Raw genomic sequence first — 15,451 nt, 5'->3', positions numbered from 1 at the left:
CTTTAACATCTAGTTAACAACACTGTTCTAGAGACCTTTATAAAGGTTCACTGCTAAAGGAAGTCAATTATGCTGTCGATTTTCGATATATTTAAAATTGGTGTCGGGCCATCCAGCTCCCATACTAATGGTCCTATGCTTGCCGGATTCCATTTCACTCAGCTAGTTAGCGACTCTATGGCGAAAGTGCATCGGGTGCAAGTGGACCTTTATGGCTCATTGTCACTGACAGGTCGAGGGCACCATACAGACCGAGCCACGGTCCTTGGTTTGATGGGAAATAAACCTGATACCATCAAAATGAGCAGTGCCAAAAGTGCGCTACAAAATACCATAGACAATAATACGCTCATGCTCGCCGGTACACACCAAATTGAGTTTAGCTACGACCATGACATCGTCTTTCATAGCGACAACCTTCCCTTGCATGAAAATGGCATGACGATTACGGCATTAGACGCTGCTGGAGATCAAGTAGCGTTTGAAATTTATTACTCCATTGGGGGCGGATTCATCGCCACCGCCGACGAACTAGAGAACGGCACGCAACAAGATGAGGTCGCAGTACCATTTCCGTTTACATCCGCAGATGAGATGCTGGAAAAAGCCGAGACGAACGGTTTCAGCTTGGGAGGCATGATCCTCCAAAACGAACTCGCATTTCGCTCAGACGAAGAAATCAACCAAAGAGCAGAGCAAATTTGGAAAGTGATGTCGCTCTGCATGCAACGTGGCTTCGACACGGAAGGGATTTTGGAAGGTGGTCTAAATGTCACTCGTCGAGCACCAAACCTTTTGAAAAAGCTCGAAGCCAACGCTGCAGTTGAAAACGATCCGATGGAGATCATGGATTGGATCAATCTCTTCGCCTTTGCGGTTAGTGAAGAAAATGCAGCAGGAGGGCAAGTCGTCACTTCTCCAACGAATGGTGCAGCAGGGGTGATTCCGGCGGTATTGATGTACTACCATCGCTTCATCAAAGAGCTCGATGTTAAACAGCTAAAAGACTTTCTCGCAGTCGCCGGCGCTATCGGCATCTTATATAAAACTAACGCGTCAATTTCTGGTGCAGAAGTGGGGTGTCAGGGAGAAGTTGGGGTTTCTTCATCCATGGCTGCCGCTGGCTTAACAGCGCTAAGAGGGGGCAGTAACGAGCAGATTTGTATTGCTGCGGAAATTGCGATGGAGCATTCATTGGGTATGACTTGTGACCCGATTGGCGGCTTGGTTCAAGTACCTTGTATTGAAAGAAATGCCATGGGAGCAATGAAAGCGATTAATGCATCGCGTATGGCATTAAAGCGCACAAGTAAATGCTTAATTTCGTTAGATAAAGTTATCGAAACCATGTATCAGACTGGTAAAGATATGAATAAAAAATACCGTGAAACCTCTTTGGGGGGCTTAGCTGTCATTCATATGGCACCGCCATGCGAATAATGGCAGGTGGTCATTGCGCTTAGCTTCTCACCATGCGCTTATCTGGTAATTGTGATCTGATGATATTACATATAGAAATGCCGCGTTCTTCGCGGCATTTTCTTAACAAGAAACTATTCGATTAATCACGTCGACCACGAAGTTCAATTTTTTGAGTTGCAGCATCCGAATGGATTGTTACACCGCCATAGGCCATTTCATTGCGACCCTTCAGCGTCAATTGAGAATCTGCACGCTCTACGTCAACCTGATTTTTCGTTGCCATCGTCATATCAATCGTGCCCGTGTATGACCCATCGCCAGCAAATGCTACGTTTGTTGAGCAAACCATCAAAACAAGTGCGATTAGTTTTTTCATACATCACCTCTATTATCGTTCTAACTTTCTTTCGGTGGAAAAACTGTAACAACAGAAACGCGCTCATACGAGGAAAGCCATTATTTACCAAATGGAAATCCATGCTAATAAACTGGTGTAACCAAGAATAACTTATCGTTACCTTCAATAAATCAGGGATAAGGCAGCAACTTAAATTGACCGAGCGTTGTCTTTTCTTAAGAAATTCAGCGATATGATTTGTCGACAAAAGCCAAGCGAGAGAATGTATGAGCGTTAATCTGGATATTCAAAACATTTTGGTATTAAAACGGATGTATGAGCTACGTAACGTCCGGTTAGTCGCAGAATCACTCGGTAAAACGTCAGGAGCAATCAGCAAAAATCTGACTAAGATGAAAACTCAGCTCAATGATCCGCTATTCGTTCAGACCAAAAATGGCTTTGAACCAACAGCTTTTGTGGAAGCGAACATTGCGCATTTTGAGCAAATAATCAACAGTATTGATTCCATCAAACCACAGCATTTTTCACCAGCTCATTTTGACGGTTCAATCACTATTTATGCCAACACATTGTTTTGGGAGTACTTTGGTGACAAGTTTTACTTGGAGTTACTAAAGCACGCCCCAAGCGCAAAATTCTCATGTTTGCGCTGGGGTAGCGAAGCAAAAAAACGATTAATTGACGGTGAAAACGCCACTGCGATTCATTACTTTGATGAAGATCTGCCACAGTCAATTGTTCAGACCGAACTAGGGCGAGGCAAAGCGGTATTTTTTGTTCGACAAGATCATCCCGCTCAAAACTCCCAAGAACTAGAAGAATACCCTTTTATACTTTTTAAAACGCCGGGATGGAACGACTACCGATACCCTGTGTTGGAAAGGCTCAAACATATGGGTTTTAGAACCACACCTAAAGTGGAAATTGAGCATCCAGCGATGATTCAAAAAGTGCTTCTGCAAACGAATCATTTTGGCATAACGATGAGTGGACATGTTCCTAAGGGTTGCCGAAGTATCGCGCTTCCTGCTGGGCTAGAGCTTGATGTTCGCTACGTGATGAGCTGCCGTCGCTCTCAACAGCAAGCTCCGGTAAATCAGTGGTTATTAGATGTCATTAAGCATGTCGCTCAGTCCTAGACTGATGACTTGCCATTGCTAATAAGAGCCAAACCACACATGCGCTCTACTCACTCGCTGAACGAACATTAAAGACTCTGTATTAACCATTGAGCAAAGGTGTTTACATGTGATTTTTCGGATGCTCGAACCATCATATAATGTGCACCAGAACTTGGCATATTCCAATTTCCAGCCTGGACTAATACGCCCTGTTGCAGCTCATCCTCAACAAGAAAGTCTCTTACCAACAACACGCCAAGTTGATTAATCGCAGCATGAATAGCAAGCAATGAGTGTTCAAACTCGGCGACGACTTTGCTCACCTTCCCTTGGTAACCTTGGTGCGTAAGCCACTCTTGCCAAGATTCATGATAACCGCTAGTACAGATTTTAGGCGCTTTAGTTAACTGCAAGAGGTCATTTATCGGGTTTAAATGCATAAAGCCCGGGCTTGCGACAACGATCCAGCTTTCTTGGGTTAATCGTATGGCTTCTTGCTCTTGCCAATCTCCATCTCCGTTAATAATTTCGATATCCGCAATCGCACTGGCGTTTGGAACCGTATTAGCAGTGGTCGAGATTTTAAAGGAAATGTCTGGGAATTGTCGCTGAAAATCAGCCAACCTTGGCATTAACCACTGAGAGCAAAAGCTGTGAGCGACATGTAAGTTAACTTGCGTATTTGTGGGACGAGTAAATAAATGCTGCGTCGTGGTCGATAATGTTTGAAGCACATGATTAACCACAGGCCAGTATTCTTGTGCTGAGCAGGTCAGCGTAAGGTGCGTGCCCTTGCGCTCGAATAACGTCGCATTGAGCTGTGACTCTAGCGATTTCACCTGTTGGCTTACGGCCGCACGAGTCACATTTAGCTCCTCTGCGGCTTTTGTAAAACTCTGTAGTCGCGCCGTGGCTTCAAAAGCTCGGAGCAAATTGAGCGGCGGTAAACTTTGCATATCATTCTCCCAAACACTTGGCTGTCATGCTATGAACTGGTGATGACAAATTGATGAAGGTGCTGAGTTTACGTATGTTGAGCACATGTCAAAGCGTCCCGATATAACTATGTTTCTACACAACTACTGAGTTAGTTAAGCGGGATCAAAAAAGCCAGCGTGATACACGCTGGCTTTTGGAACTTTATCTTAAGCAGGAATTATTCTGCTTTTTCAGTTGTTTGGTATTCAAACGCAGGAACAACCACTTCAACACGACGGTTCATTTGACGACCTTGACGTGTCTCGTTGCTTGCCACTGGGTTAGCTTCACCCATGCCTTTCACTGTCATACGCTCAGCCGCAATACCTTTTGCTTGGAACTCGTCAGCAACGGCTTTCGCACGTTTTTCTGTGAGTTGCTTGTTGTAAGCAGCAGAACCTGTCGTATCGCTGTAACCCGTGATCTCAACTTGAGCTTGTGGGTAAGTATTCATCAAATCAACGGTACCAGAAAGGTTCGACGCGTCTTTCACTTCTGCACTTTCTAAGTCGAATTGTACTGTCGCTGTTGTTTGAGCAGGGTAAACATGATCTACAATGCGTGTTGCAGGACGTGCTTCTACTACCTCTTCAACGGCTTTTTCTTGAACGACAGGCTCAGAACCAAACTTGTAGTTGAAACCAATACCGAAGAAATCTGAATCCATGTCTTCAATTACATCATCAGACATATCTTGGTAGCGTTGGTATTCAGCACGTAGGCTCCAGTTGTAGTTGATTTGGTATTCAGCACCCAGAGAGCCAGTTGGTACGAAATCTTTCTCGTCACCAGCCATCATGTATGCAGCACCAACTTTCGCGAATAGATTCCAAGAATCCGTTAGTGGTAGGTTAAATTTAGGAGCAAGCGTCAACGCCCAAAGATCACCATCAACAGTGTTTAGGCCAGGCTTTTTGAAGTTTGCAGTGAAGTCACCAAGGTAATCAACACCATACTCTGCTGCAACGTACTTGTTGAAGCTGTAGCCTAAATGCATAGATGCTGCAAAACTGTCGTCGTCACAAGGTTCGTTTAGGTAACACGCATCGTTTAGAGAGTTGTAACCTACTTTACCGCCCATGTAAGTGTCAGCAAGTGCAACGTTTGAGATCACACCACCAGCAAGTACAGTAGCCACTGCTATAGCGATTTTTTTCATTATTCTTTTCCTTTTTCTTGTACACAAAGCAACACACCGCGGCAGCATACTGCCGTAAAATATGAAGCCGTAACTTTCTCTTTTCTTCGAATAGAAATAGCTAAATAGCGTAGGAAAGAATCAAAAATGATATTCAAACGCCAATGACGTAAAACGGAAAAAGGTAACCTCAAGACCATCTATTCATGAGCTTCATCCGCATACCCAACCGAAAAATAAAGTTCGTTGCGTTGGTTTAGCCATAGTCAATTCGTTGCGGAGAATATCACAAAGAAGCCAACTTTCTGTGACGCAAATCACCATAAAAAGCCACTTTCTCAAATTTAAGAATCATCATTTAAGCTTGTGAATGGCAACAAATTTTTACAGGGGAGCGTGGATATGGAGAGCACAAAAAAACAGCTCATTTAAAATGAGCTGTTTTCGAAATAATGAAAAAGCGTTAACTCGTCGCGCTAAATTTTATCTGCTACGGTTAACGTTGCAGCTAATACATCTTGCCCAAACAAGACACTACGCTCAGGAGACCAACCGTAAAGTGGATCAGGGTGATTGTTGTTATCTTTAAATGGCATTTCGATTGTGTAAGACAAGCATTTGAACTGCTCTGCAACCCAATTTGAACCCACAGTCAAATTCGCTTTACCAGGCTCATCTTTATCGTAACCAATCTCATCTTGGAACTCTGGCGTAATTGTCAGTAACGCTTGCTTAAATGATGTCTCTAAAGCGGCAAGATTTTCATCGTAAGAAGGAATACCTTCTGAGCCAGCGACGAAGTTATAAGGAATCGCTTCATCGCCATGGATATCTAAAAACATGTCAACACCCGTTTCCAGCATGCGCTGACGCACAAGGTAGACTTCTGGGCTCTTTTCCATTGATGGCGTTTGCCATTCACGATTTAGGTTTACACCTACTGCGTTGGTACGCAAGTGACCGCGAATACCACCGTCTGGGTTCATGTTTGGTACGACGTAAAGCACCGCTTTTTCAAGCAATGCACGCGCAACCGTGTCGTTTTCATCTAACAGACGTTGGATCATACCTTCCATGAACCATTCCGCCATTGTCTCACCTGGGTGCTGACGTGCAATCATCCAGATTTTCTTTTTACCTTCTTCTGGCTCACCGAAAGTAAGCAGGCTCATATCATTGCCGTCTAATGTGTGGCCTAGTGTTTCAAGTTGGCAATGGTGCGCGCTTTGTGCCATGTGTAACAAGTCTAAATGACGATCGTACGTGTATGGCGCAAAGTACGCGAAGTAAATTGAACTGCGCTCAGGGATTACAGTGAAAGTCAGCGTGTCGCCATCGAACTCTGCCGGTACTCGGAACCATTCTTCACGATCGTAAGACGCAACCACATCGTAACCTTGCCATCCTTCTGGATAAGCCGATTTAGCCAAATCAAGCAATTTGATGGTGTGTGATTGCTCGGCTTCTGTCTCAAGACGGAAGTGGAACCACTGGTAGAATTCCGACATATTGTCGTTAGGAATTTTGAGTTGGATGTCGTTTTTGTCGTCCGCTTTCACTACGTGAATGCTGCCGCTATCGAAGTTGCTGAATACTTTCATTTTATGACTCACCTTTTAAATCTGAGCTTGAAAGACAGAGGCTAACACAAGGCTTCATCGCGCCCCAATGACTTTCACTGCAAACTGTCTCGTTTGTGGCTAAAGTCTTCAGTTTGGTCAAGCTTATCCGCTTTGCCTGCTGGTCCCGCGAGTTTTGCTAGCCACTTATCCCAGATGAATGGCGTTTTCTCGTTATCTTCTGCTTCCTCTTTTCGACGTACCGCGTTGCGCACTATCATAGCCCCGGTCCAGCGAAGCGGTTCTGGTGGGAAATGCCCCAACGGCCCTTTGGCTAAACCGCTTTTCGTCCACTCGTTATCGATTCCCAATATCAATGAAGATAAGATCTTTCCGCCCATTCGAGTCTGCGCTACACCATTGCCTGAATAACCAAATCCGTAAAAGATATTGCTCTGTTTATCTAGCTCGCCGAAAAAAGGGAAACCAGTAGCAGAACGATCAGAGCCCCCCGTCCATGAATAAGCAAACTCCTCTCCTCTCAAATGAGGAAACAACTTATCGAACGACTTGCGCAGTAGACCTTGGTAGCGTGTTGGCTTGTTAAACATTGCGTCAACTTGGTTATTGAAAGAAAACTGATTGCCGCCTTTCCCCAACATCAAACGGCCACCTGGCGTATCTCGGTAATAGTGGACGAAGATACGTGAATCCAACACGCTAGAACCTGCCTGCCAACCAGATAGAGGTAGTGCGTCACCAAGCGGCTTGGTGATCACCATGTCGGAAGAGACCACCACGATACTGTTTTTAAACTGTTTAAACTGCTCCACCATCCATGCATTTAATGCCAATACCACCTGCTGCGCTTGAATGTTTCCTTTAGGTGTACAGACAATGGCAGGTTTTCCATAATCTAGACGCGTCATCGGCGTGTTCTCATAAACTTCTACACCCAGATCAATAGCAACACGGCGTAACCCTCTCGCTAATAATGCAGGTTGAACGCTCGCTGCAACTGGAGAGTGAAAGCCTTCTATATTGCGCGGCGATCCCGCATTGGCAAGCAGTTCCTCCACCGAGCAACGACGCCAACTGTTCACTTCTAATCGCTTCAACTCGTCCACAACGGGCTGCATTCCCCCAGTTTGAGCCTGATTGGTTGCAGTGTAATAAACCCCTTTCAACGATAATTGCGCATCGATGTTGTGCTGCTGACAAAAGTCGTCAATCTCGAGCACTGCTTGTTCCGACTCTTTTACTAACCAAGCAGCATGTTCTTCACCGAATAACCGTTTCAATGTCGGGAACTTGGTAGACCAAGTCAACATACAACCGCCATTTGCGCCCGATGCACCACTGCCACAAAGGCCTTTTTCAATCACGACTACCTTTTTTTCCGGAGATTGCTGCTTAATCATAATCGCGGTCCAAAGTCCGGTGTATCCGCCACCAACAATCGCAACGTCAGTATTAATGTTCTGCTGTAACGGTTGTGGCGTTTCTGGTTGCTCAGCTTCAATTGCCTGCTTGAACCAATATGAATGATGTGTCATCGGGTATCCTCGTTAGTGCGTTACATCCATTTCCGCAAACACTTTACAAACGATGATGACAATCAACGAGCAAGAAAATCTAACGCTGAGCGATAGAAAATGTTGCACTGAGAGTGTGAAAATTTTCGCTTTCGACAAAAACAAAATGGGGAGCTCGTGGCTCCCCAAAACAAACAGCAAAAAATATTAGTGGTAAACAATTCAAGTCCGTCTTACTGGTTAGTATTTACCGGTATCACGCATGCGGTACTCGTATTGAACATTGAGAATAGGCTGGTAAACAACTTGCCCGTCACTTTGCAAGAACTCATTTACCATGACTTTTGAGTCAGTGATAGAAAACGATTGGCGATCAACATACGTTGTAAGGCTCGTAAACTCATCACGGAGTTGTCCAGATGATTTATTTTGGTAGCTTTGGATCATGTCTCGGCCCATTTCATAAGCCGCTTGTTTGCTATCCATTACGTCACCATGGATAGTTTCGGTATCGTTTGTCCACTGATAACCACCAGCAAGAGCCATAGAAGGTGCAGCAATCAGAGCAATCGTACTTGCTAAAGTTGTTAAGCGTTTCATAAACCTCTCCTTACTTACCTTTACATCGGGCCAAAATTGGCTCGATACTTATAAGGTACGTATAAAGACCTAAAACACGTCAAAACAATTTCAAATAATGTTCAATTTTCGTTCAACTTATTTCACATTAACTTAGCAACTCAACGTCATATTCAGCCGACATTCGCATTTTCTTCCTTTTGAACAATGGGTTTCAACCTGACACTTCCTTACCAAACCATACAATACCTAAGGTCAATTTTCTCTTAGAATTCCAGCAAAAGAACAGTGTTCAAAACCTTACACAAACGTCGGACACAGCAAAAATCACCTCTTTTCAGTCGTGCTTTGCATTCCTCCTTTTCGGGTTCTTCGCTGCTCGTCCGTCGGTTCTTAATTGTCGCTATTGAGCACAAGTTAATCTGGAGTGAAAATGACCGCGAACAAATCCATTTTTTACCATAGCAAATCGATTTACTCAGATGATTATGCTGATGTCTACAAGCCAATTTGGACCTACAGAGCTAAATTCATCTTACGTGCGCTTTATTACAAACGTGCATTTAAGCACCTTTCAGACAATATTGAATCGTCATTGTTAGAGTTGCTTTGTACACGTACGCATCGATTTTTAGAGAAGCCGTTTCGTCCGTATATCATCAAAAACAACTCAGCGTTCGATCGTTCTAACTTGGTGGTTGATCACTACAAAACGATTTCAGAACTGTTTTCTAAACAAACAATCGAAGAAATCTACACAGACTCGAAAGGCCTAACATTAGCCTCTTTTGAAATTGACGAAATACTGTACTCGGTGAGATTAGTATACGAAGCACGTTATCAAAAAGAAGGCGACATGAGCCTAGTGCTGCACAGCGCTGAAGATGGCAACTTCTACACGCTCTCTTTTACGCTAGGTCACATCGAATCTGGACGCAGCATTATGATTGGCGGCTTACAAGGACCGCGAAGCAGTGAAGAAAACAACGCGAAAATTAAAAAGCTAACTCGTAAGCTTTACGGACAGAGACCAAAAAGCTTGATGGTGAGCTTGCTCACTTTGCTCGCACAAATTTGGGAAGTAAATACGATTCTAGCGGTGAAAACGCAGTCCCATACTTACGCAGCTAAACGTTACAGCAAAGGGCGAATAAAAACGGATTACGATGCACTCTGGCAAGAATTGGGCGGCACCGAATACAATCGTCATTTTTACTCAATTGATGTAAATGCACCCCGTCGAGATATCGAAGGCATGTCGCGCTCTAAGCGTTCGATGTATCGTCGCCGTTATGAATGGCTAGACAACACCAAGGTCACTTTCGAACAAATATTAAAAGGCGAGCAAGCTAAAAGCTAAGGAGAAGCGTTCATGCGTTATTCATTCATTACTGCTTTAGTGTTGTCGGCTTTTTCTTTGTCAGCCAATGCAGAAACCAGTGAGCACATCATAGGTACAAACATTGGCTATGGCGATGTGAACTACGATGCTCCGACAAGCAAAGAATCAGGCGACATGTTCTTAGGTGAAATATATTACCGCTACATGCCAACACATAACTTTGGTATCGAAGCAGGTTATAAAGGCGCGTTTGACGGTATCGGCTCGATACTCGTGAGTCCGATTTCAGAAGTCACCGATACGAGCTTCTCCGGACCTCGCTTGAGTGGCTATGCTAGCTATCCTCTGGGTTCAGGTTTCGAACTGTACGGCAAGGCAGGTGTCACTCTCTACACTCTCGAATACACTTATAAAGTGAACGGTCAGAGCAAGAACATCGAACACTCAAGTGTCGGAGGGGAAGCCGCTGGCGGTATCGGCTGGAGCTATAAACACTTTGGTTTGAATGCAGAATATGTGTACTCAAAAAACAGCGATTTTGACTCTAGCGGCGTGATGTTTGGTGCGCAACTGCGTTTTTAAACAAGGCTTACAAGTTAATACAAAAGGCAGCGAGAGGCTCATTCGCTGCCTTTTTTCGTGAATATAGGTCAATACGCAAGCGCGAGAATGATCCCCGCCACGATAGAAGTAACGCCAAGCCCTCGGGTGAGATACCATTTCTCAGACAGAAACCAAATCCCCATAAACAATCCAAACACAATGCTGATTTGCCTTAGTGCTACGACCAAACTCACGTTGTCGGTCATGGTCATCGCAAACAGCACCAAACCGTAGGTGGATGCCATCATTACCCCCGCCATGCTGGCTGTTTTGCGGATCTGCCACGCAGTCTTAATCTCATCTGGCTTGCCTGTAACCAAGCACCAAACAAGAGCAGGAATACCAATTGCCCAAAACTGCACGCCTAAGTAAAAGATCGCACTGTACTGATCATTCAAGATCTCTGACGCTTGCCCTGTGAGTAAACTCAGCGCTTCTTTATCAACCACGGAGTAACCCGTTGTGCCTATTGCGGCAATCAATGCCCAGAACACACCAACGTTCAAATAAGAGCCCAATGTCATTTGACGAAAGTTCGTCAGTGGTACCAGCATACAACCAAGGGTAATCAGCAAGAATCCAAGCCACTGCTGACTGGATAATTCATGCCCCAATGCCACACTGATTGCGCCGACCATCATCACTGGCAGTGCCCGAGCAATTGGATAAACCACACCCACGTCCGCGTGCTTATAAGCGACAATCAAACCGATCAAATAAACCATTTGTGAAATGCCGCTAATGAGCAGCAATCCCCAAAACTCGCTCGGTAATGATGTCCAGCCAATGGTCGCCAAATACCAAATCAAATAAGGGGTAAGAATGAAACATGCAGAGAAGCTGGCGGCCATGGTAAACGCGAGTCCAGAACCTGAGTTGCTTTTACCAAGGATATTCCAACCCGCATGGAGAACAGCAGAGAAAACGACGAGACCAATCGCCAACATATCCATTTCAATGTTCCTGTCTGAATAAAATAAAGGCCCCGAGATGGAGCCTTAGATGATGGAAAAATCCACTTAACGATTGAGTTCCGCCAGAGATTCAATGCTGATGGCATCGTGTCGCCAATATTCGATATCGCAATCAATCAACTCACCGTGTTGGTTGTAGTTGATGCGCTCCACCACCATCGCGGGAGTGCCAGCTGTCGCGCGCAGTGCCTGAGCCATTTCACCCAACAAAGTGCTGGTTGAAATGCGGTAGCGAATCTTTTGATACGTCACGCCATAATGCTCGCGGTAAATGTCCGTCAGTGAATTTGATAAATCGTAATCCAGCAGGTTCGGAAACAGCTCTGGACGAATGTAGTTTGTTACAAACACCACAGGCCTGTCTTCAAGGTATCGCACTCGGTCGACTCGATACACGTCCGAGAAAGGTTGCAAGTCCAACAAGCGCGCGGCTTGTTTGTTTGCCAGCGTCCCTTTTGCTGCGACCAACTCCGTTTTTGGCACACGATTTTGCGCTTTCGCCATGTTCGGGAAGTTCAGCGTTTGGGTTGGGTCGTAACGCAATGGCTCAGGTGAGATAAACCAACCTCGGCGATCTTCGCGATAGATTCGACCTTCCGCTTCTAGCAGTGATAAAGCTTCACGCAGAGTGACGCGTGTAGTATCGAACGACTCCGCCAACTTACGCTCTGCTGGCAGTTTTTGACGCGGCGATAGCATGCCCGCTTCAATCTGTTCAACAATCGAATCTTTAATTTTTACGTATTGCACGAAGTGTCCTTATCTTTTGCGCCAAGCTTGTGTGCGATTTTCTAACAATTTACCCAAAGTCATCTGAACAATCTTCGCAATTGCGGCAGCCATCATAATCATCACAGCCATTGCCGCTGCAGCGCCAGTTTGACCTGCATCATCCATATTCAGAATCGAGACCGAAGCCGGAATCGTATCGGTTGAGTAAAGGAATACTACCGCAGAAGTGGTGGTCAATGCATTAACAAACAAGTAAGTCGCAATGTCCAAAATCGCAGGTAAGCACACAGGTAATGTCACTTTAAAGAACAACTTGTATTGAGGAAGCTTCACCGATGCCGCCGTGGCTTCAATCTCCGATGGCAACTGCTTTAGCGCTGTCAGTGCAGTCATGTGACCCACGGTGTAGTAATGCACTACCGTGTTAATCACCAAGAATGCCATGGTGCCATAAAGCACGTTCAGAGGATTGTTCGCATCATTGAAGTAAAAGATGTAACCCAAACCAAGCACCATACCCGGTACCGCCATTGGCACCACGCTAAGCATTTGCATCACCTGGCGAATTGGATCGAACGCACGCCCTTTCTCAATGCAGTAAGCACCGACAAAAATGATGGCTGTACCAATAACTGCCGTCCAACCTGCTAGCGTTAGCGAGTTGAAGAATGGGCTCCAACCGTAAGTGCTCATTTCGGCAAAGTTGTAGTTGTTTAGCGTCAGCGCTTTGTTCCAAGGCCAGAACGTAACTAACGAGCCATACACCGCCATACCAAGCACCGCCAGCACTGCGATAGAAATGATGCTGCAGTAAACCAAACAGATGCTGTCGCGCGCTTTATTAGGTTCTGGCTGATAAGGCACCGAGCGAGTGTCGAATAAGCTCTTTTGTTTTTTCTGTACCCAGCGGTCTGCGCCAAACGCCATTACCGCAGGGAATAACAACATAATGCTAGTCACCGCACCCATGGCAAAGTTTTGCTGCCCCACAACTTGCTTGAAGATATCAGTCGCCAGAACGTTGTAGCTGCCCCCAATCACTTTCGGCACACCAAAGTCCGTGATAACCAGCGTAAAGACGACGATAAGCGTACTGATCAAACCGTATTTCGCCGCAGGTAACGTCACCATAAAGAAGGTTTTGATGGGTGAAGTTTTCAGTGCGCGGGCTGCTTCATACAAACGGGCATCTGAAGTGCGCAGCGAAGTCGTCAAAATCATCAATGCATGAGGGAAGGTCCAGAAAATCAAACCCATCGAGATACCAATCACGCCGTAAATCGAGTTTCCTAACAGCATCTCTTTGGCAATGCCTTGATTACCGAAAAGGAAGATCAAACTGATCGCTGGTAGCAACGAAGGCGCAAGAATTGGCGCAGTACCTAGGATTTGGAACAAACCTTTAAACGGCATGCGTGAACGAGTCAGCGCGTAGGCATAGCCAAATGCAAGCACACCCACTACCGAGGTCACAATCACGCCCAAAGTGAAGGTGTTTCCCACCGACACCCATAAGCTTGAAGAAGAAAAGTACGTAGCAAAGTTGGCCAATCCAACAAATTCGCCATTGGCATTTTGCACACTCTTGGTCAACATTGCCCAAAGCGGCATTAAGATGAACAGCACCATCATGGTCGACAAACCAGCGAGCAAACCGAACAACACAAGGTTGTCACGGCTAACACGTCCGAGTAAGGATTTTGCTTTGTCTTGTGTGGTCAGGCTATTCATCGTCATTGTCTTCGCATCCATGTTTACACCTACGCTGCTAGCGCTTTATCAACCGAGGGCACGGCGTAACCATGTAGCCCTTCTTCAGCAAACTGGATGTAACGTACATCGCCCGCCTTGATATTGAGTTTTTGAACCGTTTCCACAGGCACATCCACGACGATGGTTTTCGTTGAGCTGTCGTTTTGCAATACGCAATCAATGCGGAAAAACGCCCCTAAAAACTCGGTTGCGGTAACTCGCACAGGTAAAGAGTTGTTGTAGTTTTCAACGAACTTGATGCTTTCAGGACGCACCGCAAGGTCAAAGCGGTCACCACGTTGGATCTTACGATTGGTCAAGCTTGGCGCTGGCATTAGGGTTTCTGCAATGCGTACTTGGGAGTCCGTTGCGACTGAGGTTTCAATAAAGTTCATGCTGCCGACAAACTCAGCGACAAAGCGCGTGGCTGGTTGTTGGTAGATCTCTTGAGGTGTGCCGACTTGCTCAATCACACCATGGTTCATTACCACGATACGATCCGCCATCGACAACGCTTCATCCTGATCGTGCGTAACCATGATGGTGGTAATGCCTAGCTTGCGTTGCAGCTTACAAATCTCATCACGTAAGTGAACACGTACTTTTGCATCCAGCGCCGATAATGGCTCATCAAGCAGCAGTAGACCCGGAGACAAAGCTAATGCACGAGCCAAAGCAACACGCTGTTGTTGACCACCGGAAAGTTGGTTCGGGAATTTCTCGCCAGAGGTTGGAAGACCAATGGTTTCTAACCAATAATCCACCTTCTCTAACGCTTCTTTGGTCGACATGCCTTGGTTCTTCAAACCCACCGCAATATTCTCTTGCACAGTTAAGTTCGGAAACAGCGCGTAAGATTGGAATACGATGCCGAAATCGCGCTTCTCTGGTGGTAGGAATGTGGTCTCTTGACCGTTTTGAAAAATCGCACCAGACGTTGGCAAGTCTAAACCTGCAATGGCACGTAGCAGAGTGGTTTTACCGCAGCCAGAAGGACCAAGAAAACAAACGAACTCGCCCTTTTCAATCGCTAGCGAGATTTTCTTTAATGCAGTGAATTGTCCGAATTGCTTCACTACATTTTCGATATTTAGGTAATGTTGGTTAGTTGACATAACACACGCTCCAAATGGTATATACCAACTTTAGTTTTGGAGTATTACGTTCCAATGACAAATTTATAGCCAGAAGATGACAAATAGATGAAGGGCGATGAGGTTTGTTTAGGTGACAATTAGAGATTCCCGACTCACTCCTTCGTCGCTCTCGAGAATGACGTTGTAAGTGCGGATAGAAGCTCCCAACTTTCTTAAGTCCGTCATTCCAGCGAACCTAGGTGAGACTAGGAATCTACT

Annotated in this window: 14 protein-coding genes; 4 read left to right on the top strand and 10 right to left on the bottom strand. The window is 45.5% G+C overall.

What is annotated here, in order from left to right; genetic code table 11:
• Nucleotides 1-69 precede the first annotated feature (69 nt).
• Nucleotides 70-1,440, top strand: coding sequence for an L-serine ammonia-lyase (locus IJ23_RS11010; protein ID WP_017819764.1), 1,371 nt, complete (start codon nt 70-72; stop codon nt 1,438-1,440).
• Between the two features lie 121 nt (nt 1,441-1,561).
• Here IJ23_RS11010 and IJ23_RS11005 read toward each other — a convergent pair whose 3' ends face one another.
• Nucleotides 1,562-1,798, bottom strand: a complete 237-nt coding sequence (locus IJ23_RS11005) for a hypothetical protein (RefSeq protein ID WP_005374030.1) — start codon at nt 1,796-1,798, stop codon at nt 1,562-1,564.
• 248 nt (nt 1,799-2,046) lie between these two features.
• Here IJ23_RS11005 and IJ23_RS11000 point away from each other — a divergent pair, with 248 nt between their 5' ends.
• Nucleotides 2,047-2,922: a LysR family transcriptional regulator gene (locus tag IJ23_RS11000; RefSeq protein WP_033906284.1), complete on the top strand. Its 876-nt coding sequence runs from the start codon at nt 2,047-2,049 to the stop codon at nt 2,920-2,922.
• A 68-nt stretch (nt 2,923-2,990) separates the two neighbouring features.
• Here IJ23_RS11000 and IJ23_RS10995 read toward each other — a convergent pair whose 3' ends face one another.
• From IJ23_RS10995 to IJ23_RS10975, 5 genes are all read right to left on the bottom strand, one after another.
• On the bottom strand, nt 2,991-3,860 hold the full coding sequence (locus IJ23_RS10995) for a LysR substrate-binding domain-containing protein (protein ID WP_033906283.1): 870 nt from the start codon (nt 3,858-3,860) through the stop codon (nt 2,991-2,993).
• 200 nt (nt 3,861-4,060) lie between these two features.
• The gene (locus IJ23_RS10990) at nt 4,061-5,041 is read right to left on the bottom strand and encodes an OmpA family protein (protein ID WP_005374035.1); all 981 of its coding nucleotides are present in this window, start codon (nt 5,039-5,041) and stop codon (nt 4,061-4,063) included.
• 455 nt (nt 5,042-5,496) lie between these two features.
• Nucleotides 5,497-6,621, bottom strand: a complete 1,125-nt coding sequence (locus IJ23_RS10985; RefSeq protein ID WP_017819760.1) for a M14 family metallopeptidase — start codon at nt 6,619-6,621, stop codon at nt 5,497-5,499.
• Nucleotides 6,622-6,695: 74 nt separating this feature from the next.
• On the bottom strand, nt 6,696-8,135 hold the full coding sequence (locus tag IJ23_RS10980) for an FAD-dependent oxidoreductase (RefSeq protein ID WP_050550083.1): 1,440 nt from the start codon (nt 8,133-8,135) through the stop codon (nt 6,696-6,698).
• A 219-nt stretch (nt 8,136-8,354) separates the two neighbouring features.
• Nucleotides 8,355-8,714 (bottom strand): DUF3316 domain-containing protein, encoded by a 360-nt coding sequence (locus IJ23_RS10975; RefSeq protein ID WP_017819758.1) that lies wholly within the window; start codon nt 8,712-8,714, stop codon nt 8,355-8,357.
• Between the two features lie 412 nt (nt 8,715-9,126).
• On the opposite strand from IJ23_RS10975, the gene IJ23_RS10970 reads away from it, so the two are divergent.
• Complete coding sequence (locus tag IJ23_RS10970) at nt 9,127-10,053, top strand: VirK/YbjX family protein (RefSeq protein ID WP_005374042.1); 927 nt, start codon at nt 9,127-9,129, stop codon at nt 10,051-10,053.
• 12 nt (nt 10,054-10,065) lie between these two features.
• Nucleotides 10,066-10,617: an outer membrane beta-barrel protein gene (locus IJ23_RS10965; protein ID WP_005374044.1), complete on the top strand. Its 552-nt coding sequence runs from the start codon at nt 10,066-10,068 to the stop codon at nt 10,615-10,617.
• A 68-nt stretch (nt 10,618-10,685) separates the two neighbouring features.
• Here the strand turns inward: IJ23_RS10965 and IJ23_RS10960 are convergent, their stop codons facing one another.
• From IJ23_RS10960 to IJ23_RS10945, 4 genes are all read right to left on the bottom strand, one after another.
• The gene (locus tag IJ23_RS10960; protein WP_033906282.1) at nt 10,686-11,591 is read right to left on the bottom strand and encodes an EamA family transporter; all 906 of its coding nucleotides are present in this window, start codon (nt 11,589-11,591) and stop codon (nt 10,686-10,688) included.
• Between the two features lie 66 nt (nt 11,592-11,657).
• Complete coding sequence (gene phnR, locus IJ23_RS10955) at nt 11,658-12,362, bottom strand: phosphonate utilization transcriptional regulator PhnR (protein ID WP_005374048.1); 705 nt, start codon at nt 12,360-12,362, stop codon at nt 11,658-11,660.
• Nucleotides 12,363-12,371: 9 nt separating this feature from the next.
• On the bottom strand, nt 12,372-14,096 hold the full coding sequence (locus IJ23_RS10950; RefSeq protein ID WP_033906280.1) for a putative 2-aminoethylphosphonate ABC transporter permease subunit: 1,725 nt from the start codon (nt 14,094-14,096) through the stop codon (nt 12,372-12,374).
• Between the two features lie 8 nt (nt 14,097-14,104).
• Entirely contained in the window at nt 14,105-15,211 is a 1,107-nt protein-coding gene (locus IJ23_RS10945; protein ID WP_005395343.1) for a putative 2-aminoethylphosphonate ABC transporter ATP-binding protein, read from the bottom strand.
• Between the last annotated feature and the right edge of the window lie 240 nt (nt 15,212-15,451).

This window comes from Vibrio sp. OY15, assembly GCF_000742455.1.
Lineage (GTDB): Bacteria > Pseudomonadota > Gammaproteobacteria > Enterobacterales > Vibrionaceae > Vibrio > Vibrio alginolyticus.
This window is presented reverse-complemented; position numbering and strand designations above follow the sequence as displayed.